Annotated in this window: 16 protein-coding genes and 3 tRNA genes; 9 read left to right on the forward strand and 10 right to left on the reverse strand. The window is 37.1% G+C overall.

Translation table 11 applies throughout. The features are described from left to right. Nucleotides 1-103: 103 nt before the first annotated feature. The 4 genes from NPX36_RS06495 to NPX36_RS06510 form a co-directional block, all read right to left on the reverse strand. On the reverse strand, nucleotides 104-1,504 hold the full coding sequence (locus tag NPX36_RS06495) for an efflux transporter outer membrane subunit (RefSeq protein ID WP_257500600.1): 1,401 nt from the start codon (nucleotides 1,502-1,504) through the stop codon (nucleotides 104-106). Nucleotides 1,505-1,599: 95 nt separating this feature from the next. Then, nucleotides 1,600-4,743 (reverse strand): efflux RND transporter permease subunit, encoded by a 3,144-nt coding sequence (locus NPX36_RS06500; RefSeq protein WP_257500601.1) that lies wholly within the window; start codon nucleotides 4,741-4,743, stop codon nucleotides 1,600-1,602. Nucleotides 4,744-4,755: 12 nt separating this feature from the next. Beyond that, entirely contained in the window at nucleotides 4,756-5,910 is a 1,155-nt protein-coding gene (locus tag NPX36_RS06505; protein ID WP_257500602.1) for an efflux RND transporter periplasmic adaptor subunit, read from the reverse strand. Next, nucleotides 5,900-6,382, reverse strand: a complete 483-nt coding sequence (locus NPX36_RS06510; protein ID WP_257500603.1) for a GbsR/MarR family transcriptional regulator — start codon at nucleotides 6,380-6,382, stop codon at nucleotides 5,900-5,902. The genes NPX36_RS06505 and NPX36_RS06510 overlap by 11 nt, the downstream gene beginning before the upstream one ends. 513 nt (nucleotides 6,383-6,895) lie before the next feature. Here NPX36_RS06510 and NPX36_RS06515 point away from each other — a divergent pair. From NPX36_RS06515 to NPX36_RS06525, 3 genes are all read left to right on the forward strand, one after another. Further along, a tRNA-Gly gene (locus tag NPX36_RS06515) sits at nucleotides 6,896-6,968 on the forward strand. Nucleotides 6,969-7,004: 36 nt separating this feature from the next. After that, a tRNA-Gly gene (locus tag NPX36_RS06520) sits at nucleotides 7,005-7,077 on the forward strand. 36 nt (nucleotides 7,078-7,113) lie between these two features. Then, nucleotides 7,114-7,186, forward strand: a tRNA-Gly gene (locus NPX36_RS06525). A gap of 166 nt (nucleotides 7,187-7,352) precedes the next feature. On the opposite strand, the gene aspS is transcribed toward NPX36_RS06525, so the two are convergent. Next, the gene (gene aspS / locus NPX36_RS06530) at nucleotides 7,353-9,107 is read right to left on the reverse strand and encodes an aspartate--tRNA ligase (RefSeq protein ID WP_257500604.1); all 1,755 of its coding nucleotides are present in this window, start codon (nucleotides 9,105-9,107) and stop codon (nucleotides 7,353-7,355) included. A 240-nt stretch (nucleotides 9,108-9,347) separates the two neighbouring features. Here aspS and brnQ point away from each other — a divergent pair, with 240 nt between their 5' ends. Together brnQ and NPX36_RS06540 are read left to right on the forward strand one after the other, a co-directional pair. Further along, the gene (gene brnQ / locus NPX36_RS06535; RefSeq protein ID WP_257500605.1) at nucleotides 9,348-10,643 is read left to right on the forward strand and encodes a branched-chain amino acid transport system II carrier protein; all 1,296 of its coding nucleotides are present in this window, start codon (nucleotides 9,348-9,350) and stop codon (nucleotides 10,641-10,643) included. 9 nt (nucleotides 10,644-10,652) lie between these two features. Then, on the forward strand, nucleotides 10,653-11,603 hold the full coding sequence (locus tag NPX36_RS06540) for a hypothetical protein (protein WP_257500606.1): 951 nt from the start codon (nucleotides 10,653-10,655) through the stop codon (nucleotides 11,601-11,603). A 92-nt stretch (nucleotides 11,604-11,695) separates the two neighbouring features. Here the strand turns inward: NPX36_RS06540 and NPX36_RS06545 are convergent, their stop codons facing one another. Together NPX36_RS06545 and NPX36_RS06550 are read right to left on the reverse strand one after the other, a co-directional pair. Continuing rightward, entirely contained in the window at nucleotides 11,696-12,121 is a 426-nt protein-coding gene (locus tag NPX36_RS06545; RefSeq protein ID WP_317618271.1) for a hypothetical protein, read from the reverse strand. Nucleotides 12,122-12,206: 85 nt separating this feature from the next. Beyond that, complete coding sequence (locus NPX36_RS06550; protein ID WP_257500607.1) at nucleotides 12,207-13,355, reverse strand: MFS transporter; 1,149 nt, start codon at nucleotides 13,353-13,355, stop codon at nucleotides 12,207-12,209. 206 nt (nucleotides 13,356-13,561) lie between these two features. On the opposite strand from NPX36_RS06550, the gene NPX36_RS06555 reads away from it, so the two are divergent. Further along, nucleotides 13,562-14,215, forward strand: a complete 654-nt coding sequence (locus NPX36_RS06555) for a DUF6891 domain-containing protein (protein WP_257500608.1) — start codon at nucleotides 13,562-13,564, stop codon at nucleotides 14,213-14,215. A gap of 35 nt (nucleotides 14,216-14,250) precedes the next feature. On the opposite strand, the gene NPX36_RS06560 is transcribed toward NPX36_RS06555, so the two are convergent. Further along, the gene (locus tag NPX36_RS06560) at nucleotides 14,251-14,757 is read right to left on the reverse strand and encodes a hypothetical protein (protein ID WP_257500609.1); all 507 of its coding nucleotides are present in this window, start codon (nucleotides 14,755-14,757) and stop codon (nucleotides 14,251-14,253) included. A 96-nt stretch (nucleotides 14,758-14,853) separates the two neighbouring features. On the opposite strand from NPX36_RS06560, the gene NPX36_RS06565 reads away from it, so the two are divergent. From NPX36_RS06565 to NPX36_RS06575, 3 genes are read left to right on the forward strand one after another with little or no spacing between them, the layout of a single operon-like run. Then, nucleotides 14,854-15,735, forward strand: a complete 882-nt coding sequence (locus tag NPX36_RS06565) for a DUF72 domain-containing protein (RefSeq protein WP_257500610.1) — start codon at nucleotides 14,854-14,856, stop codon at nucleotides 15,733-15,735. Between the two features lie 11 nt (nucleotides 15,736-15,746). Beyond that, entirely contained in the window at nucleotides 15,747-16,322 is a 576-nt protein-coding gene (locus tag NPX36_RS06570) for a DUF1572 domain-containing protein (protein ID WP_257500611.1), read from the forward strand. Nucleotide 16,323: 1 nt separating this feature from the next. After that, the gene (locus NPX36_RS06575) at nucleotides 16,324-17,049 is read left to right on the forward strand and encodes a YqjF family protein (RefSeq protein ID WP_257500612.1); all 726 of its coding nucleotides are present in this window, start codon (nucleotides 16,324-16,326) and stop codon (nucleotides 17,047-17,049) included. A gap of 7 nt (nucleotides 17,050-17,056) precedes the next feature. Here the strand turns inward: NPX36_RS06575 and NPX36_RS06580 are convergent, their stop codons facing one another. After that, nucleotides 17,057-18,127: an NADH:flavin oxidoreductase/NADH oxidase gene (locus NPX36_RS06580; protein WP_257500613.1), complete on the reverse strand. Its 1,071-nt coding sequence runs from the start codon at nucleotides 18,125-18,127 to the stop codon at nucleotides 17,057-17,059. A 247-nt stretch (nucleotides 18,128-18,374) separates the two neighbouring features. Next, entirely contained in the window at nucleotides 18,375-19,409 is a 1,035-nt protein-coding gene (locus NPX36_RS06585; RefSeq protein WP_257500614.1) for an LLM class flavin-dependent oxidoreductase, read from the reverse strand. Nucleotides 19,410-19,467: the final 58 nt, after the last annotated feature.

Below are 19,467 nucleotides of genomic sequence, written 5' to 3' on the forward strand. Positions count from 1 at the left end.
TACAAAAACAAAAAAACATAAAATTCAACCTTTGTAGCATGTTCAAAAAAAATTAATGCAGCCAAAATTAGCTGCATTAATCACTTTATATAAATAGAAAAAATTACTCTACACCACCCCCCATCGCTTTGTATAGCTGTATGTTGGCATTCCATAGATTGTATTGCGTAGTAATAATGTTCAACTGCGCATTCAATTCACTTTCTGTTGCGGTTAAAACCTCTAAATAGCTTGCCAGACCATTGTTCAACAATTCTTGCGAGTAATTTACAGCCGTGGAATAAGCTTCAGCTTCTTTCTGCTTTAAAACTAATTTTTTATTGTTGATATCAATGGCATACAGCGCATCTGAAATTTCTTTGCTGGCATCTAAAACCGTTTGCTTATAATTTAAAAAAGCTTTTTCTTGGTTAGACAAACTGATTTCGTATTGCGTACGGATTTGTCTGCCGTTTAAAACAGGTTGTGCAATTCCGGCAACAATACTTGCAAAAAACGACGTAGGATCAAACAATTTTTCAAACTCAACCGATTGTAATCCGCCGCTTGCCGTTAATTTTAATGTTGGATAAAAACTGGCTTTAGCAACATTTGTCAACTCAAAAGCGTTTCTAAAACCTAGTTCGGCAGCCACCACATCAGGACGGTTATTTAATGTTTGAATAGAAACACCTTCGGTTATGTTTACATTTAATTGCAAATCTGAAAAAGCAGCACGCTCAATGGCATGAGGAAACATACCTTTTAAAATACTCAACGAATTTTCTTGTTGCTTGATGTTGTTCTCAATATCCAACAACAAAGCTTGCGCACTTAACGCTTGTGCTTCGGTTTGTTTCACGGCAACTTCTGTTACGCGACCGGCGTCTTTTAACGCTTTATTGGTTTCTAAACTTTTGTTGCGGTTTTCAATGGTTTGCAGCGCCACTTGCTTTTGTGCATCCAAAGCCAATAAGTTGTAGTAGGTCGATGCAACCATAGCGATTAGCTGCGTTTTCACAGCTTTGTGTGCCGATACCGTTTGCAGATAGGTGGCTTCGGCAGCCAATTTTTTGCTGGTAATTTTCCCCCAAATATCGGCTTCCCAGCCTAAGCTTCCGGTAATATCAAACTGATCCAATCGCTGACGTTGCCCTAAAATTCTACCAAACTGTGTATTGATCGAGTTTACCGAATGGGTATAGTTTGTGCCGATGGTAAATGTGGGCATATAACCCATTCTGCCTTGCGAAAGGTACGATTGCGCTTGATTGATGTTTTCTAACGCCACACGAATATCTAAATTGTTTTCTAAAGCAGTTTGTATATGCTGTTGCAGCAATGCATCGGTAAAAACCTGTTGCCATGGCACTACACTTTCTGCCGCACTGTCTTTCACCACTTCGTTTGTATTGAACGAGGCGTTGTTCCAAACTTCTGGTTTTTGGTATTCTTTTGTAGCGATACAAGACTGCAACAAAACAGCCGTAATTGCCACAAAAGTTGTTTTATATATAATTTTCATATGAAAAATATTATTTTTTTTTGGATCATATGGAATCGCTATTTCTTAATGGTGTTTGCTTTCGCAAACTTTAAGTTTTTAGTGCGATTTCATGATTATTCTTGAATTGCTTTTTGATCGAATTTTACAGGTTTAATTTTCTCTTGTAATGCTTGAAAAATTACAAACAAAACCGGAATGACAAACACTCCCAAAACAGTTCCTATCAACAAACCAAATGCGGCACCGGTTCCAATAGAACGGTTACCAATATATCCCACACCGCCTGCAAAAACCAATGGCATCAACCCTAAAATAAAGGCAAATGAGGTCATTAAAATCGGGCGTAAACGTGCTTTGGCTCCATCAATAGCTGCTTGTAAAATAGTTTCGCCGTGTTTTCTTCGCTGCAACGCAAATTCTACAATTAAAATAGCATTTTTGGCGAGCAATCCCACGAGCATGACCAGTGCAATTTGGAAATAGATGTTGTTTTCTAAACCAGCGATTTTTTGGGATATAAAAGCACCCATGATACCTGTTGGCAACGATAAAATTACCGCAAAAGGCAACATATAACTTTCATATTGTGCAGCCAAAATGAAATAAACAAAAACGATACACAAGGCAAAAATTAAGATAGTTTGTGAACCGGCATTGATTTCTTCACGGGTTAATCCAGTAAAATCTATTCCGTAATTGGTTGATAAATTTTGTTCGGCAACTTCTTGAACGGCTTTGATGGCATCGCCCGAAGAATAACCAGGCTTTGGTGCTCCGGATACGTTTGCCGATGTAAACAAGTTAAAACGATTGACCGATTGCGGACCATATACTTTTTCTAAGGTTACAAACTGACTTAAAGGTGCCATTGCCCCAGAAGCCGTACGAACAAACATTCCGTTTAGATTGGAAATATTTTTACGATCGCCAGGCAATGATTGCAACATCACGCGGTATTGTTTACCAAAACGGGTGAAATCGCTCACGTAATTACCACCAATGTATCCTTGCAAAGCAGAAAATATGTTGCTCACCGATACCCCCGATTGTTTGGCACGAACAATATCTAACTTAATTTCGTATTGTGCATAATTGGTGTTGAAAGGTGTTTGTGCATACATAATTTCCGGACGTTGCATCAGCGCGTTGATGTATGCCTGAGTAGTTTTATCGAATTCTTTTAAATCACCCCCCGATTTGTCTAGTAATTTCAATTCAAATCCACCTGAAAAACCAAATCCGGGGATGCTTGGTGGTTGAAAGAAAATCATTTTGGCTTCTGGGAAGTTTTTCCCTGCTAACCCAAACAATTTACCGATTACTGCATCAGTTGCTTTATCATCTGTAGTACGTTTTGCAAAAGGTTCCATTTTTATCAACATAAAACCATAGTTAGATCCTGAACCAGAAATAATGCTTCGACCTGAAATAACAGTTACCGATTCAATACCCGGAATTTTTTCGGCTTGTTTACTAAATTCTCGTTCTAATTTATACACACGGTCAACCGACGCACCTGCGGGTAATTCCACATTACCCATAATAAATCCGCGGTCTTCACTTGGTACAAATCCTGCCGGCATGGTTTTGTTTGCAAGGTATGCTCCGCCTAAACAAGCTGCCAAAATGATAAAAGTCACCCATTTGTGTTTGAACAAAAATTGAAACGATTTACCATATTTATTAGTCATTGCATTGAACGCATTATTGAAGGCAGTAAAAAATCGCTTCACAAAATTTTGTTTTTTGCCATGCGCATCGGTGTGTTGTTTTAAAAACAAAGCACACAACGCCGGACTCAATGTTAAAGCGTTTACAGCCGAAATAGCAATTGCTACAATTAGCGTTACTCCAAACTGCTTATAGAAAACCCCTGTTGGTCCGGTAATAAACGTAACCGGAATAAACACCGCACACATTACCAAGGTGATGGAAACAATTGCCCCCGATATTTCGCTCATTGCATTTGTTGTAGCAGTTGTGGCATCTTCGCCAGTTTCTTCCATTTTTGCGTGCACAGCTTCTACCACCACAATGGCATCATCCACCACAATACCAATGGCGAGCACCAGCGCAAACAGCGTTAAAAGGTTTAAGGAATATCCAAACAAATTCAAAAAGAAAAAAGTTCCAATAATTGATACCGGTACCGCAATTAAAGGCACCAAAGTAGATCTAAAATCTTGTAGAAAGATATACACCACAATAAATACCAAAATAAATGCTTCGATTAAGGTGTGCACCACTTTTTCGATTGATGCATCTAAGAATTCATTGGAGTCTAAATTGATTTTGTATTTAATGCCTTCCGGTAGATTTTTTTCAATGGTAGCTAATTCTTTTTTGATCTCGTTGATAATATCTTGCGCATTGGATCCCGGTGTTTGATAAATTGCCATTGCAACCGCCGGATTTCCGTTCAATTCTGAATATCCGCCATAGGTTTGTGCACCCAATTCAATATCAGCCACATCTTTTAAACGAAGCACTTGGCCGTTATCCATTGATTTTATCACAATATCTTCATATTGCGTTTCGGTTTTATACTTACCGCTGTATTTAATGATGTACTGAAACGATTCTCCAGAGTTTTCCCCCAACTGACCCGCTGCAGCTTCTAATGATTGTTCGTTGATTGCTGCACTCACATCGGCAGGTACCAAACCGTGAGCAGCCATTTTTACAGGGTTTAACCACACACGCATGGAATAGTTTTTTGCCCCAAAAGCAGTTGCGTCGCCCACACCATTTACCCTTTTAAGTTCGGGTATAATGTTGATATTCATGTAATTTTGAATATAAGTGGCATCGTAGTTTTCATTTTCAGAATAAAACGACAAAAACATCAACGATGAAGTTTGCTGTTTTTGAGTGGTAACACCCGATCGCGTAACTTCAGCAGGCAATAAAGGCGTTGCTCGCGCCACCCGGTTTTGAACATTTACGGCAGCAATATCAGGATCGATACCTTGTTTAAAAACAATTTGAACCGATGCCGAACCATCGTTACTAGCAGTAGAAGTTAGGTAATCCATACCTTCCACACCATTAATTTGCTCCTCAATGGGAACAATAACACTCTCTAGAACCGTTTGGGCGTTTGCTCCTGGATACGAAGCCGCTACCTGAACAGTTGGTGGTGCAATATCGGGGTATTGAGTAACCGGTAAAACGGTCAAACCCAAAACACCCAAAATGACTATTAGGATAGAAATAACCGTAGATAATACGGGTCTTTCAATAAAAGTTTTTAGCATGATATTTTTCTATTAAAAAACAGGTTTTATAGCATTTACAATAGTGTCGAAATTGGCTTTTTTAGGCTTAATGGCTGTTTGGTTTCTTAAAGTTCCCACGCCGCTCACCACTACAACATCGCCTGTTTTAATGCCTTTATTCACGATAATCATGTTATCCACACGATCCACCACATCAATCACTGTTGATACAGCAGTGTCGTTTACCACTTTGTAAACATTCACCTTTCCTTGTTGTTCGTACGAGGCTACTTCAGGCACGACCAAAACATTAGTATATTTTTTAGGTAAACGAATGGTGCCGCTGTTTCCGTTGCTCAATAATTTATTGGGATTTGAAAAGGCTACTCGGAATTGGACCGTTCCAGTTGCGGCATCAATTTGCCCCGACACAGTTTCAATTTTTCCTTTTTCAGAATAAATACTTCCGTCTGCTAATTGCAATTCCACCTCCGGTAAATCTTTAATCTTTTCGGATAAAGAAGTTCCGGGGGTTGCATTTAAAAACTCAAAATATTCTTTTTCATTCATAGAAAAATAAGCATAAACCGAACTGATGTCTGCAATGGTGGTTAAAGCCGTTGGATCGGTTGGGCCTACTAAACTTCCTTTTTTTAGTGGTAATTGTCCTACAATTCCGCTTATTGGTGCGCGAACCACCGAATAATCAACATTGGTACTTGCACTACCATAGTTAGCTTTTGCTTGTGCCAACGCACTTTTTGCCGACGCCAAATTGGCTTTAGCCGTTTCCAACTGCACATTGCTAATGATGTTTTTTTGAACCAGAGGAATCAGTTTATCAACCTCAACTTGAGCTACATTTACATTTGCCTGAGCAACCGCAATGCCCGATTTGGCTGCGTTTGCTGTTTCAGCCAACATATTGGCTTCTAGTTTAAACAATGGTTGTCCTTTGCTCACCGCTTGTCCTTCATGTACATAGACTTCTTGAATGTAACCTTGAATTTTTGCACGAACATCGTTGTTTATTTTTCCTTGTATAGTAGCCGGAAAAGTGGTGTATCCAACCACATCTTTGGTAGTTGCAGCAACCACATCCAAAGCAGGGGCAGCTGCTTGTGGCGCTTCTTCTTTTTTGGAACAACCAATTGTTGCTGTTCCAATTAGCACCATAAATAGGGCTTTTAGGGAATTATTCTTCATTTGGTTTAATATGGAGTTTTAGGTTTTGAATTGTTTTCTCTATTGATTGGGTCACGTCGCTTAAATGGTCAATATACACATCAAAAGCTTCCTGTTTGAACAAATCTCTGCAAGTTGACTGTCGGTATTCTTTTAATTTTATATTGATTTCTTTTTCGTTTTTTAAGCGTTTTAAAACATCATCTAAACGTTTTAAAAATAAATTTCGGTTGCTTCTAAAATAACGTTTGCGTTCGTTTTCTTTTTTTATTTGTTCGATATAATTGTGTTCTATTAAAACATTTAAACTGGTAGAAACAGAACTTTTGCTTGCTTGAAAAATCTCTACAAGCTCATCAAAAGTTAAGCCGTCTTTGCAATTGTTAAAGATAAAAAGCGTGTAAATACGGGCAGTTAAAGGCGGTAGTTTATAATAAACCTCATAATGTTCGGATATTTCTTTAAAGAGATCTAACGCTAAAAGCTGCCGCATGTTGAATAAATTTTTACAAAAATACTTTTAGTTCGGCAGTTACCGAACTAATTAATGTTAATATTATATTAAATTGATTTTAACAGCATTTAACAATTTAATTTTTAAACCTTTTTAGCTCGTATTGTATTACTCCAAAAAAACATAACAAAATGATATTCAGATATTTGTTTTTGATACCACAGATACACAGATGTAATTTTACAAATTAATGCTACTATGTATGAATGTTCACAGATAATTGAATGCAACACATTCTATTAAAGATATATTATTTTTATGATTTGCTAAAAGCAATATAATAATCTGTGCATCTGTGGCAATTCTATAATGCATTACGGGTACTTTTTAGTCATTTTATTTTGATTTATAATCTGTAAAAAACTGATTATTTACACATTACAAAAGCGAAATGAAATGACAGAAAAAAACTACAAAAAAATTTGCGTGGAATATTTTTAAATGGCTATATTTGCAAGCACAAAATCAAACGGAGATTTAAAAACCGTATATGCGGAAGTAGCTCAGTTGGTAGAGCGTCAGCCTTCCAAGCTGAATGTCGCGAGTTCGACCCTCGTCTTCCGCTCTTGGAAAATCAAACGAAGATTTAAAAATCGTACATGCGGAAGTAGCTCAGTTGGTAGAGCGTCAGCCTTCCAAGCTGAATGTCGCGAGTTCGACCCTCGTCTTCCGCTCTTGGAAAATCAAACGAAGATTTAAAAATCGTGCATGCGGAAGTAGCTCAGTTGGTAGAGCGTCAGCCTTCCAAGCTGAATGTCGCGAGTTCGACCCTCGTCTTCCGCTCTTGGAAACAAAAAACCTCATCAAACGATGAGGTTTTTTTATTCTATAAACTTTAATTCTAAAATTTCCTGATATTTTTTTGGTAGCAGAAAAACGTTTCTTTTCAAAAAAAAAAAAACTCTCAACAAGCGTGTTGCTGAGAGTTTTATTGAGATATTTAGTAAAACTATGCTTTTACATTCAGCATAATTGATAATTCATCCAATTGTGCGTTATCAATCATTGCAGGTGCATCAATCATTACATCTCTACCCGAATTGTTTTTAGGGAATGCAATAAAATCGCGAATGGTTTCTTGACCGCCCAAAATAGCTGTTAATCGATCCAATCCAAAAGCCAAACCTCCGTGTGGTGGTGCACCAAATTGGAAAGCGTTCATTAAAAAGCCAAACTGTTCTTGAGCTTGTTCTGGTGAAAAACCTAAGTGTTTAAACATTAAAGCCTGCATTTCTTTGTCGTGGATACGGATGGATCCACCACCAATTTCGTTGCCATTCAGTACCAAATCGTAAGCGTTTGCACGAACTTTACCCGGATCGGTGTCTAACAAGTGCATGTCCTCAGGTTTTGGCGATGTAAATGGGTGGTGCATCGCGTGGAACCGCTCGGTTTCTTCGTCCCATTCCAACAACGGAAAATCTACCACCCACAAAGGTGCAAATTCGTTGGGTTTGCGCAAGCCCATGCGGTTTCCTAATTCCATACGCAATGCCGATAATTGGGCACGCGTTTTGTTTGCCGGACCTGACAAAACCAAAATCAAATCGCCTTCCTTAGCATTGGTTGCTGCTGCCCATTTTGCTAAATCTTCTTGATCGTAAAATTTATCTACCGATGATTTGTACTGATTGTTTGCTTCGCATTTTACATATACCATGCCCGATGCACCCACCTGCGGACGCTTCACCCAATCAATCAATGCATCGATTTCTTTACGGGTATAGGTTGCTGCTCCTGGAACGGCAATGCCAACTACTAATTCTGCTGTATTGAATACAGAGAATTCTTTGTGTTTAGCCACAGCATTTAATTCGCCAAACTTCATTCCAAAACGAATATCCGGTTTGTCGTTCCCGTATGTTTTCATCGCTTCATCAAACGTCATACGTGGGAATTTTTCAATTTCTATGTTGTGGATTTTCTTTAATAAATGGCGTGTTAATCCTTCAAAAACATTTAAAATATCTTCTTGTTCGATAAACGACATTTCGCAATCGATTTGTGTAAATTCTGGCTGGCGGTCGGCACGTAAATCTTCGTCACGGAAACATTTCACAATTTGGAAATATTTATCCATTCCGCCCACCATTAATAACTGTTTAAAGGTTTGTGGCGATTGTGGTAAAGCGTAAAACTGACCCGGATTCATACGTGAAGGCACCACGAAATCGCGCGCCCCTTCGGGTGTAGATTTAATTAAATAAGGCGTTTCAACCTCGCAGAAATCTAAATTCGAAAGATAATTTCGAACCTCTTGCGTTACTTTGTGGCGAAACAATAAGCTGTTTTTAACCGGGTTTCTGCGAATATCCAAATAACGGTATTTCATACGAATATCCTCGCCACCGTCGGTTTCGTCTTCAATGGTAAATGGCGGCAATTGCGACTCGTTTAGAATTGTGAGTTGTTTCACTAAAACCTCGATTTCGCCCGTTGGAATATTGCTGTTTTTAGATTCACGCTCAATCACCGTACCTTTAACCTGAATAACAAACTCACGGCCTAATGATTTGGCAAGTTGCATAACAGCTGCTTCAGTGCGCGATTCATCAAAAATTAATTGGGTGATGCCGTATCGGTCGCGTAAATCAACCCAAATCATAAAACCTTTATCTCGCGATTTTTGAACCCATCCCGCAAGGGTAATTTCTTTATTTACATCGGCTAACCGCAGTTCGCCGCAATTGTGACTTCTGTACATTTTTCTAAAAAAATTGTTTGTGCAAATGTACAATTTTGTGTGTGATTTACCACAATTGTGTTGTAATTGATTGAATAGGAACATAATTTCTTTTAACATGAAATTTTGTTCTTTGATAGATTTTGAACAAGAGTAGTTGTTTTTAATGATTGTAAAAATTGAATTTTATAACACAAAACATAATGTTTTGTTAAAAAAAATAAGTATGTTTGAAAAAAATGAAAATAAATTGGAGAATTCATGGATGTAAGAAAACGTAAAACCATCCTTTTTCTAGGGATGGCGTTATTTGCTATGTTTTTTGGTGCAGGAAATTTATTATTGCCTGCCTATTTAGGTTTTCAAACCCGAACAGATTGGACCTTTACCTTTACCGGATTTTCGATTACTGCTATTTTGGCGCCGGTATTGGCAATTTTTGCAGTAGCTGTTTCTGGAAATTATTTCACCGATTTGGGCGCACGTGCCAACGTGAAATTGGCCTATATTTTATCGTTAATAAATGTGCTTTGTATTGGCCCTTTAATTGCTTTGCCAAGAGCTGGGGCGTCGGTTTTTGAAGTTGCCATTCAGCCTATCATACCAACAGCGCAGCCGGTTTGGGTGTGTGTGTTGTTTTTTGGAGCGGTAATGGTGGCATCGTTTTCACTCAATAAAATTACTGGAATTTTAGGAAAGATTTTTGCGCCCCTTTTATTGTTTTTTTTAGTGCTACTAATTCTTCCAGGACTTTTTATGGGAGCCACTTTAGCCACTTTGCCCACGGTGATTGAAGACCGCTTTTATGTTGGCTTTCAAGAAGGATATCAAACCATGGATGTATTGGCAGGATTGATTTTTGCCGTACTTTTAATTGCAGGTGCCAATCGCAAAGGATACACGCATACAAAGGATAAAATTGACGTAGTGGTAAAATCGGCGCTCTTGGCTGCAGTTTGTATGCTGTTGGTGTATGGCGGTTTGTTTTATTTAGGTGCACATGCTCAAGCCAATGCATCCGATGTAACACGTTCTTCCTTGCTAATAAGCATTGCTACTCAGTATTTTGGTAGCAACGGCATGTATTTAATTTCTTTACTAATGCTTTTGGCGTGTATAACAACAGCTATTGCATTAACGGCAGGCTCGGCAAACTTTTTTGAACGCTTAACGAAAGGAAAATTGGGTTATATAGAAGGAGTTATTTCTATTACCTTAATTTCTATTTTCTTAGCCATTACAGGTGTTGATACCATAATAGAATATGCGGCAGCTTTGTTGAATTTCATCTATCCGGTTACCTTGGTTCTTATATTATCGGTATTGCTTTTTGGAAAAACAATCACCAACCAAAAACCTTATTTTATAACATTGGTAGTTACTATGGTGATTTCATTTGTGCGGGTGTTAGCCGGTTGGTTTCCAGAAGAAACTTTTTTAGCCAATCTGTTGAATGCCTTGCCAATGGCGCGATACAATTTAGAATGGGTTTTACCAGCTGTTTTAACTTTTGTCATAAGTTGCTTTGCTCTGGGAAGAAATTTGAATAGAAGATAAATCGCACAAATGAAAATAAAAAATGTTTCGCAATATGCGGGGTTTGTATTAGGAATTTTATACGGTATTGCATTTAGATTGCTTTCAGATATGGATCATTTAAGTGGTTTGTATGATTTATTCAGTATCACATTTATATGGATAATTCCTACACTAATAGGTCTTTTTCCAATTTTGTTTTCATCGAACAAACTGTACTTATCACCCTTAAAATTATTTTTATACCCCATTATAAGTGTTTTTTTGTTTTTAATCACCACTTACCTTACAGGTTTAGAAGATGTTTTTTGTTTATTCATTATGGGAATTCCTTGTTTTATTGCAGCTGGTGTTTTAGGAATTTTACTTGGTGCATTTCTAAAAGATAAAATAGTTAACAAAAAAATATATTCCATTTTTCTACTACCTTTGATCTTAAGCCCGGTAGAAAATATCTTTCCCAATAAGTCTCAGGTTTTTAAAGAAACCCATTCTGTTATTATTCATAAAAGTGCATCAGCTATTTTTCCTAATTTGCTAGAAGTACAACCTATTAATACAATCGTATATGGAAATGGATTTTTTCAAACTGTTGGAATTCCTACACCCATAAACTCTAAAATTTTTAGCAAAGATAGTTTGTTGTATCGGATTGGATATTTTACAGATGATTTAAAGTTATACGAAAGTGTCGAAGAATTAAAGGAAAATCATTTTGTGAGTTTTCAAGTTCATTTAGATAAGTCAGAATTAAGAGATAAACCCACGGATTTACATATAATGAAAAGTGATTATTTTAAATTCGGAAAAATAAGTTATGAATTAATACCTATCAATAATACTACAACCAAAGTTGTTTTATCATGCGAATACACCATCAATTCAAAAATGAATTTTTATGCAAACTTCTGGGCTAAAAATATTATTGCCGACTTTGAAAAGCGTTTATTGAAAAGCATAAAAAACAATTTAGAAGCTTAAGATTATTCCTGCTTTTGTTTATAAAAGAAAACCCAACAAAGCGTTAAGTTAGCAACGTTTTGTTGGGTTTTTCAAAAATTGATTAATGGGTATTATCTATCCGCATCAGCTGTCCAAGTAGCACCATCTTTTAAATACAATATGGTTAGATTGCTTGCATTGATTCGGATATAGTGGGTTTCTGTTGATCCAATCATAACAGCAGTGTTTTCGTTTTTTTCGATTTCAACACCAGTAATATCTGGTATTCCGTCTGAAAATAGAAAGTTATATTTATCGCCTACTTTTACAACTTGAACATTTCCATTATCATTCGATTTTGTTTCATCACTATTTACGTAACTCACATTCCCATTATATCGACCAATAAAGAAATCATTGTTTGCAGGATCGTCATCATCACTACATGCTGTAAATACAAAAATTGATAAACATAAGATTCCAAAGATTTTTAAAACATTTTTCATAGCTTTTAAATATTTAATGTTACACCTAACAAAGTTCAATGATTGTGCCATGTGCCAAATTCATGATTTTTAGTGCTTCGGTATCCAAAAAATATTTAAAAAGTGTTCCTTTTTTCTACAAAAAGGGTAAAGCAGATTATTGATTTAAGAATTTTTTAAGATATAAAGTTGCAAGCAAAGCTCCTGTAAATGCCATCCCCACACCCACAAGTACGGGTGCATTATAAGCAAAGCCCAAAGTGATAGGAATGCCTCCAAAATATGCCCCTAATGTATTGCCAATATTAAAACTAGCTTGCCCGGCAGCAGCTGCGATATTTTCGGAACCTTTTGCCGACGTAATCAGCATCATTTGCAAAGGCGAACCAATAGTAAAGGCTACCAACCCCGTGCAAAATGCCATTATATAGGTCAACGATTCAATATGAGCCGTGAAATGAACAACCGTTAAAGTAACCGACATCGTTAAAAAGCAACCAATTGCAGCTTTCGTAGGTGAAAAAGCATCGGCCAATTTTCCGCCTAAAATATTCCCGATAAACATTCCAAAACCAATCAAAATCATAATAATAGGAACATGACTTTCAGGAAGTTTGCCCACCTTTGTAACCATTGGCGCAATATAGGAAATCCAAGCAAATAAGCCGCCAGTTCCAATAGATATAATAGCTACAATAAGCCATGCTTTGACGCGTGTAAAATAGGATAATTGCTGTTTTAAATCGCCGTTTGCAGTATTGTTTAAAGCGGGCAACCAAAAATAAATGCTGGCAAAAGTGACCAAACCCAACAAAGCAATAATTGCATAGGTAATGCGCCACGAGAAATGATGACCAATATACGTTCCCAATGGCACACCGGCTAAGTTGGCAATCGTCATTCCGGTAAACATAAAGGCAATTGCTTGTGCTTCTTTTCCTTTTTTTGCTAATTGCGCTGCCACAACCGATCCCACACCAAAAAAAGCTCCATGGGGCAAGCCCGATAAAAACCGGCTACCGGCAAGGGTGTAATATTCAGGAGCAATAGCAAACAATCCGTTAAAAAAAACAAACAACAGCATTAAGAAAAGTAATACTTTTTTCGGTGCAATTTTTCCTGTAAACAATGTTAAGACAGGTGCGCCAATCACCACTCCCAAAGCGTACAACGCAATAAAATGAGCCGCTTGCGTAATTTCTATTTGTTGGTCTTTGGCAATATCAGGCAAAATACCCATCATGGTAAACTCCGTCATTCCTATGGCCAAACCGCCAAAAGCCAAAGCAATCAATCCTTTGTTCATAGCTTCGTTTTATTAAGAATTTGCAAAGGTACAGCTTCCTTTATAAATAAGGGTTAGGTAAATAAAATCATTTTAAAACTTTAAAAAACAAATTTTTTGTCTTAAAATTGATAAAAAAAAGCATTCAGTATATTTAAAATTTAAAAGGAATTGATATATTCGTACAGTAAAATTTTAAAAAGTTAAAGGCTTTAAAGCAAATTTGTATGAAACAAAGTATGTCTGAAGATCAGCAATTTATTTTTGATTCGATTTACACACAAGTACGTTCTGGATTTTATAGTTTAGAAGAGATCCAAGCCAATATTATCGAAGAAATAGAGGATAATGGTTTTGAAGATGAAATTTCGGAAGAATGGGCACACGAACAAATAAACCAAGAGTATGAAACGCTTTTGAACGAAAGTAAAAATTGGGGTGAAGATACCCAAACCCAACGTTTAATTGCTGCTTTTGACGAGTTGGCGGAAAAAAAAATCATTGCACTGCACTATGCCGGATTTACGATTGATGACGGGGAATATGAAGTGGTAGAAGTAGAACGCACTTTAATTGACAACGACGAAAAATCGGAAGGATATTGCTTTTATCACGGTCAAGATTTAGAACGCGCCGTTCGTGGCGAAGGACTGTATATTAGTTTTCAAAAAGTTAATAACGAAAGTGATGCTGTAAGCAAAGAAGTGGCAAAAAAAATCGTGGAAGTTTTAGAAAAGCATGGTTTGAAAGTGGATTGGAACGGAAAAGCAGCCACACGCATTTTACTGCCAGATTTTAAATGGGAAAAAGTATATGATGAAGACGATCGCGATTTGTTGAATTACAACTATGTAATCGATGCGATTTTACTGAATAAATAAAAAAACCACTCAGCCGAGTGGTTTTTTTGTGAAATTTAGATAGAATCGATTAATAACTTATAAAAATCAATCAACGCTTTTGCAGCACCAATTTTATCTTCAAATTCTAAATGATATTTACTGGCCACTTTCCATTTGCCATCGCTATAATTTGACTCAATATGTGGTTCGAACGCATTTTGTTTAGCTATTTTTTCTAAACCACAATTAATAACTGTTTCTTGAAGGGTGTTTCTGAACGAGAGGTTGTTACATGAAATTTTCAGCATTTCTTTTTTCCGAGAAAATAAACTCATAAAATGATTTCGAGAGGTGATTTCAAATGAATGAAAATTACAATTACTTAATATCAAATCAACAGTCCCTAAGTTATAATTACCTAATTCATTGCGCATCTTTATTGTCATATTCTTGTAAGTAACTTCAATAATATATTCGCTAATAGGAAGCTTGCTTCCGCCAACCCCGCCAACTTTATAGTCGGTAAAAGAGAATAGCGCATTTTCATATGAATCGGCTAAAGCTTTATATTCATTTTCCATCCAGAAAAGAGATTAAAATTTGTTTAAAAAATCAGTTTGTAATTATACATAATTATTTTCACTATTTTTTTATAAAATACGTATCTTTAAATAAAAATGAAATTTGGAAAAGTTGCCGATCCGTCTTTAATAGATTTTACCTTGCCGCCCACTGCGCCCGAAACCTATACGGTTTTAGCACATACTCCTAAAAGCGATTTTGAAGTTTTTGTAGGTTGTGCCAAATGGAACAAAACCGATTTAAAGAATTTCTATCCCAGAGGCACAAAAGATGAATTAACCTATTATTCGCAACAGTTCAACAGTATTGAGCTGAATGCTACCTATTACAGCGCACCTTCTAAAGAACAAGTACAGATTTGGAATGCTAAAACTCCTGAAAATTTTAAGTTTTTTCCTAAAATACCACAATCAATCAGTCATTACAGCAGGTTGTTGAACACCAACGAAAAAGTATTGGCGTTTACAGATGCGTTGGCGTTTTTTGAAAACAAGTTAGGAATGATTTTTCTGCAAATGCACGAAAATTTTAAACCAAAAGATTTTAGCCGATTGCAACAGTTTATCGAAGAATTTCCAAAAGGTTTTCCGTTAGCAATTGAGGTTCGCAATGAAGAATGGTTTGCCGATAAAACTATTTTCAATACATATTGCAATTTGTTGCAACAGCACCATGTAGCAAATATTATTGTTGACACTGCTGGTCGGCGTGATATGCTGCATATGCGGTTAACAAGCAACACAGCATTTGTGCGCTATGTAGGTGCCAATAACGCTGCCGATTACGAAAGACTAAACGATTGGCTTTCGGTGCTTAAAGATTGGCGCGAAAACGGTTTGCAAAAACTGTATTTTTTTATTCATCAAAACACCGAGGTTGAATCACCTTTATTGGCTACTCATTTTATAAAGCAGTTAAATGATGCGTTTAAATTGAATCTTCCATATCCAGGAAAAGAAGAATTGTCACTATTTTAAAATCAAACCTTATGGAATCAACATTTATAGAAAGTGTAAAAAAACAGTTTGCTTATTACAAACAGTTGGGTGATAAAACATTTGAACAACTGCATGAAACCGATTTTTTTTGGCAATTTAATGAGGAAAGCAACAGCATTGCCATTATAGTAAAACATTTGTGGGGAAATATGCTTTCACGATGGACTGATTTTTTTATAACCGATGGCGAAAAAGAATGGCGTAACCGTGATTCCGAATTTGAAAATGACTTAAAGTCTGCCCAAGAGGTTCTAGAAAAATGGGAAGCTGGCTGGAACCGTTTGTTTGCCACCCTGAACAGCTTATCGGATGCTGATTTAAGCACAATCGTCTATATTCGAAATGAAGGGCACACGGTGCAAGAGGCTATTAACCGCCAACTAGCGCATTATCCTTATCATGTGGGACAAATTGTTTTTATTGGTAAAATGATTCAAAACAACAAGTGGCACTCGTTATCAATTCCTCGGAATCAATCTCAGAAATACAATGCCAACAAATTTTCTACAGAGAAACAGCGCAAGCATTTTACCGATGATTTGTTAAACGATAAACACCGAAAATAATATGGGGTTATCAATCAAAAAAATACTAAAACAAACCCATCACCGCAGTTGGGATCCACCCAAGCATGGATATAGTTTTTACCAAGAGTGGAACCGTGCTTTGTTTTTTCATTGGAAGATAGATGCAGATGTGTTGCTAGAATTAATTCCCGATGGTTTAACCCTTGATTTGTTTAATGACGAAGCCTATGTTTCGTTAGTGGCTTTTAGCATGGAAAAAATCCGACCACGATTTTTGCCTGCATTTGCACCGATTTCTAATTTCGAGGAAATCAATCTGCGAACCTATGTGGTGAAAGACGATATTCCCGGCGTATATTTTTTAAGTATCGAAGCTAGTAAAATCATTTCGGTAGCTGTTTCAAAATTATTGTCGGTTTTGCCTTATGAGCATGCCGATATGTATCGGAACAACAAAGATTTTTATCAATCAGCGTTTAATAAGAAACAATTTTCGTTTGAAGCTAAATATCAAATTAAAAACGAAATAACCAACAAAACCGACTTAGATTGTTTTTTAACCGAGCGCTATTGCTTGTATGTTGATGCCAATGAAAGTTTATATCGATACGATATTCACCATATTCCATGGCCGTTATATCATATTGATTTGTATCAATTAGAAACCAACTATGTGTTGGGCAATTTAGATCTAAACACTTTGCCGTTTAAAGTGCATTATTCTCCGGGCGTGCAAGTGATTGCTTGGAATAAAATACAGGTTTAGTTGTTGCTTAAAACGATTCTTTTCCGCGTTCATATTGGGGCGCCCAATCAATGGCAACATTCAGCTCGTTGGCAAAATCGTACACCAAATGCGGGTTCTGTAAAAAGCCTCGCGCAATAGAAACAAAATCGGCTTCTTTTTTCTGCAAAATAGCTTCAGCTTGTTTTGCATGGGTAATTAAACCAACCGCACCTGTAATCATATTTGTTTCGGTTTTAATGCGATTAGCAAAAGGAACTTGGTAATTTTCATGTTCCGGAATTTGTTGATGCGCCACCGCACCACCTGTTGAAACATCAATAACCTCCACATTTTTCTGCTTTAAAATATGGGCCAATTTCACGCTCTCAAAACACGTCCATCCGCCTTCGGCCCAGTCGGTCGCTGAAATACGTACCCATAGCGACTGATTGGTAAGCACTTGCTGTACCTGCTCAACTATTTCTAGAAGAAAACGAATTCGGTTTTCAAAACTTCCGCCGTATTCATCGGAACGGTTGTTAATTAAGGGCGAAAAAAATTGATGGATTAAATAGCCATGAGCTGCATGTAACTCCACCACATTATACCCGGCAGTAACCGCACGCTGTGCCGACTGTTTAAATGCCTGAATGATTTCTTGGATATTTTGTTTGGTCAAAGCCACCGGTGGATGGTCTTTTTGGTGATAAGGTAGCGTAGAAACACCAACTGTTTGCCAGCCATTTTCATGTTCGGGTAAAAATTGGTTGCGGTTGATCCAAGGTTTGTTGGTAGATGCTTTTCTGCCTGCATGAGCCAGTTGAATTCCTATTAAACTCCCTTGCGAGTGTACAAAATCAACTATGTTTTTTAATGCCGGAATTTGCGCATCGTTCCAAAGACCTAAATCGCCGTAGGTGATGCGTCCTTCAGGAACCACTGCTGTAGCTTCTTGCATAATTAAGCCTGCTTTACCAATTGCAAACTGGCCTAAATGCACCAAATGCCAATTGGTGGCAAAGCCATTTTCAGCAGAATATTGGCACATGGGCGAAACCACCATGCGGTTTTTTAATGTATGATTTTGTAGTTCTAAAGGTTGAAATAATAGGCTCATGAAACGTATTTGTTATGGAAACATAAAGTTAGGACTATTTTAAAGATATATAAAAAGGTTTGTGCTAAAACATTTATTGTTTTGAATTTTTATTTTTTTTAAACCTCAAAAAAATCAATAATTACAATTAACCCACACTCAATCGAATCGATTGAAAAGATGATCTTTTAAGCGAAGTTAGTTCCCAAAATAATTGAGTTGTATAAAAAAAATCGCCACTAATATTTCTATTAGTAGCGATTCGATCTTATTTCAAAGCTTTCCTTACCTCCGGAGCTACTTTAGTTCCAAATAATTCAATCGATTTCATAAGCATATTGTGGTCTGGGTCGCCCACATCCATTTGTCCTACGAAGCGGGTATGACCAAACCATTCGTGCTGTTGCAAAATTTTATCGATCACCGCATTGGGTTCTCCTATAAAATAAGCTCCTTCTGGTTGGGTGGTGTTTAAAAATACTTCTTTGCTAAATGGTGCCCAACCGCGCTCTTTTCCTATATGATCCATCTGGGCTGCATAGAACGGAAAATAATCATCTTTTATACTGCCGGTGGCGCCTAAAAAAGTATGTGAATTAATACCTACTTGCATTTTTGCTACATCATGACCTGCTGCCAGATAATTTTCTTTATAATAATCAATCAAAGGTTTAAAATTTACGGGCATACCGCCAATAATGGCAAACATGATGGGTAATCCCAATCGTGCAGCACGAAGTACTGATGCGGGCGTTCCACCCACGGCAATCCAAACGGGCAGTTGGTCTTGAAATGGTTTGGGATGTAGATTTACGTTTTGCAAACTCTGTGTTAGTCGGCCATTCCAATTGATATTGGTACCGTTTTTAGCAACAATATCTAACAAAAGCATTAGTTTGTCTTCAAACAAGGCATCATAATCGTCTAAGCTAAAGCCAAAAAGCGGAAACGATTCTATAAAACTACCGCGACCTGCCATAATGTGTGCCCTGCCTTTTGAAATTTGGTCTAACATACTGAAATCTTCGAACAAACGCACTGGGTCGCTAGAGCTTAAAACGGTTACAGCCGATCCTAACTTTATGTTTTTTGTAACAGCCGCTGCGGCGCTTAAAAACAATTGCGGATTGGTTACGCTGTAATCGGCGCGGTGGTGTTCGCCCATTTCAAAAACATCTAAACCCACTTCATCTGCCAGTTGCACTTGTTCTAACATTTCCGTAAACCGTTGATGAGGTGCTTTGCGCTGTTGTGTTTGGGGATGCAATCTCAAATCGCCAAACATTGATATTCCTAATTCCATAGAAACTGATTTTTTAGTAAAGTTCGTGAAATAGTTGCGGTATCTGCTTAATGTAGTG

This window comes from Paenimyroides aestuarii (genome assembly GCF_024628805.1).
Taxonomy (GTDB): Bacteria; Bacteroidota; Bacteroidia; order Flavobacteriales; family Flavobacteriaceae; genus Flavobacterium; species Flavobacterium aestuarii_A.

Bases quoted from the DNA above. Each gene is read 5' to 3' on its own strand.
- NPX36_RS06545 (WP_317618271.1), bottom strand. From the start codon at position 12,121: ATGGCACAATCATTGAACTTTGTTAGGTGTAACATTAAATATTTAAAA.
- NPX36_RS06560 (WP_257500609.1), bottom strand. From the start codon at position 14,757: ATGGAAAATGAATATAAAGCTTTAGCCGATTCATATGAAAATGCGCTA.
- NPX36_RS06565 (WP_257500610.1), top strand. From the start codon at position 14,854: ATGAAATTTGGAAAAGTTGCCGATCCGTCTTTAATAGATTTTACCTTG.
- NPX36_RS06550 (WP_257500607.1), bottom strand. From the start codon at position 13,355: ATGAACAAAGGATTGATTGCTTTGGCTTTTGGCGGTTTGGCCATAGGA.
- NPX36_RS06500 (WP_257500601.1), bottom strand. From the start codon at position 4,743: ATGCTAAAAACTTTTATTGAAAGACCCGTATTATCTACGGTTATTTCT.
- NPX36_RS06585 (WP_257500614.1), bottom strand. From the start codon at position 19,409: ATGGAATTAGGAATATCAATGTTTGGCGATTTGAGATTGCATCCCCAA.
- NPX36_RS06575 (WP_257500612.1), top strand. From the start codon at position 16,324: ATGGGGTTATCAATCAAAAAAATACTAAAACAAACCCATCACCGCAGT.
- NPX36_RS06510 (WP_257500603.1), bottom strand. From the start codon at position 6,382: ATGCGGCAGCTTTTAGCGTTAGATCTCTTTAAAGAAATATCCGAACAT.
- NPX36_RS06570 (WP_257500611.1), top strand. From the start codon at position 15,747: ATGGAATCAACATTTATAGAAAGTGTAAAAAAACAGTTTGCTTATTAC.
- NPX36_RS06540 (WP_257500606.1), top strand. From the start codon at position 10,653: ATGAAAATAAAAAATGTTTCGCAATATGCGGGGTTTGTATTAGGAATT.
- NPX36_RS06495 (WP_257500600.1), bottom strand. From the start codon at position 1,504: ATGAAAATTATATATAAAACAACTTTTGTGGCAATTACGGCTGTTTTG.
- NPX36_RS06580 (WP_257500613.1), bottom strand. From the start codon at position 18,127: ATGAGCCTATTATTTCAACCTTTAGAACTACAAAATCATACATTAAAA.
- brnQ (WP_257500605.1), top strand. From the start codon at position 9,348: ATGGATGTAAGAAAACGTAAAACCATCCTTTTTCTAGGGATGGCGTTA.
- NPX36_RS06555 (WP_257500608.1), top strand. From the start codon at position 13,562: ATGAAACAAAGTATGTCTGAAGATCAGCAATTTATTTTTGATTCGATT.
- NPX36_RS06505 (WP_257500602.1), bottom strand. From the start codon at position 5,910: ATGAAGAATAATTCCCTAAAAGCCCTATTTATGGTGCTAATTGGAACA.
- aspS (WP_257500604.1), bottom strand. From the start codon at position 9,107: ATGTACAGAAGTCACAATTGCGGCGAACTGCGGTTAGCCGATGTAAAT.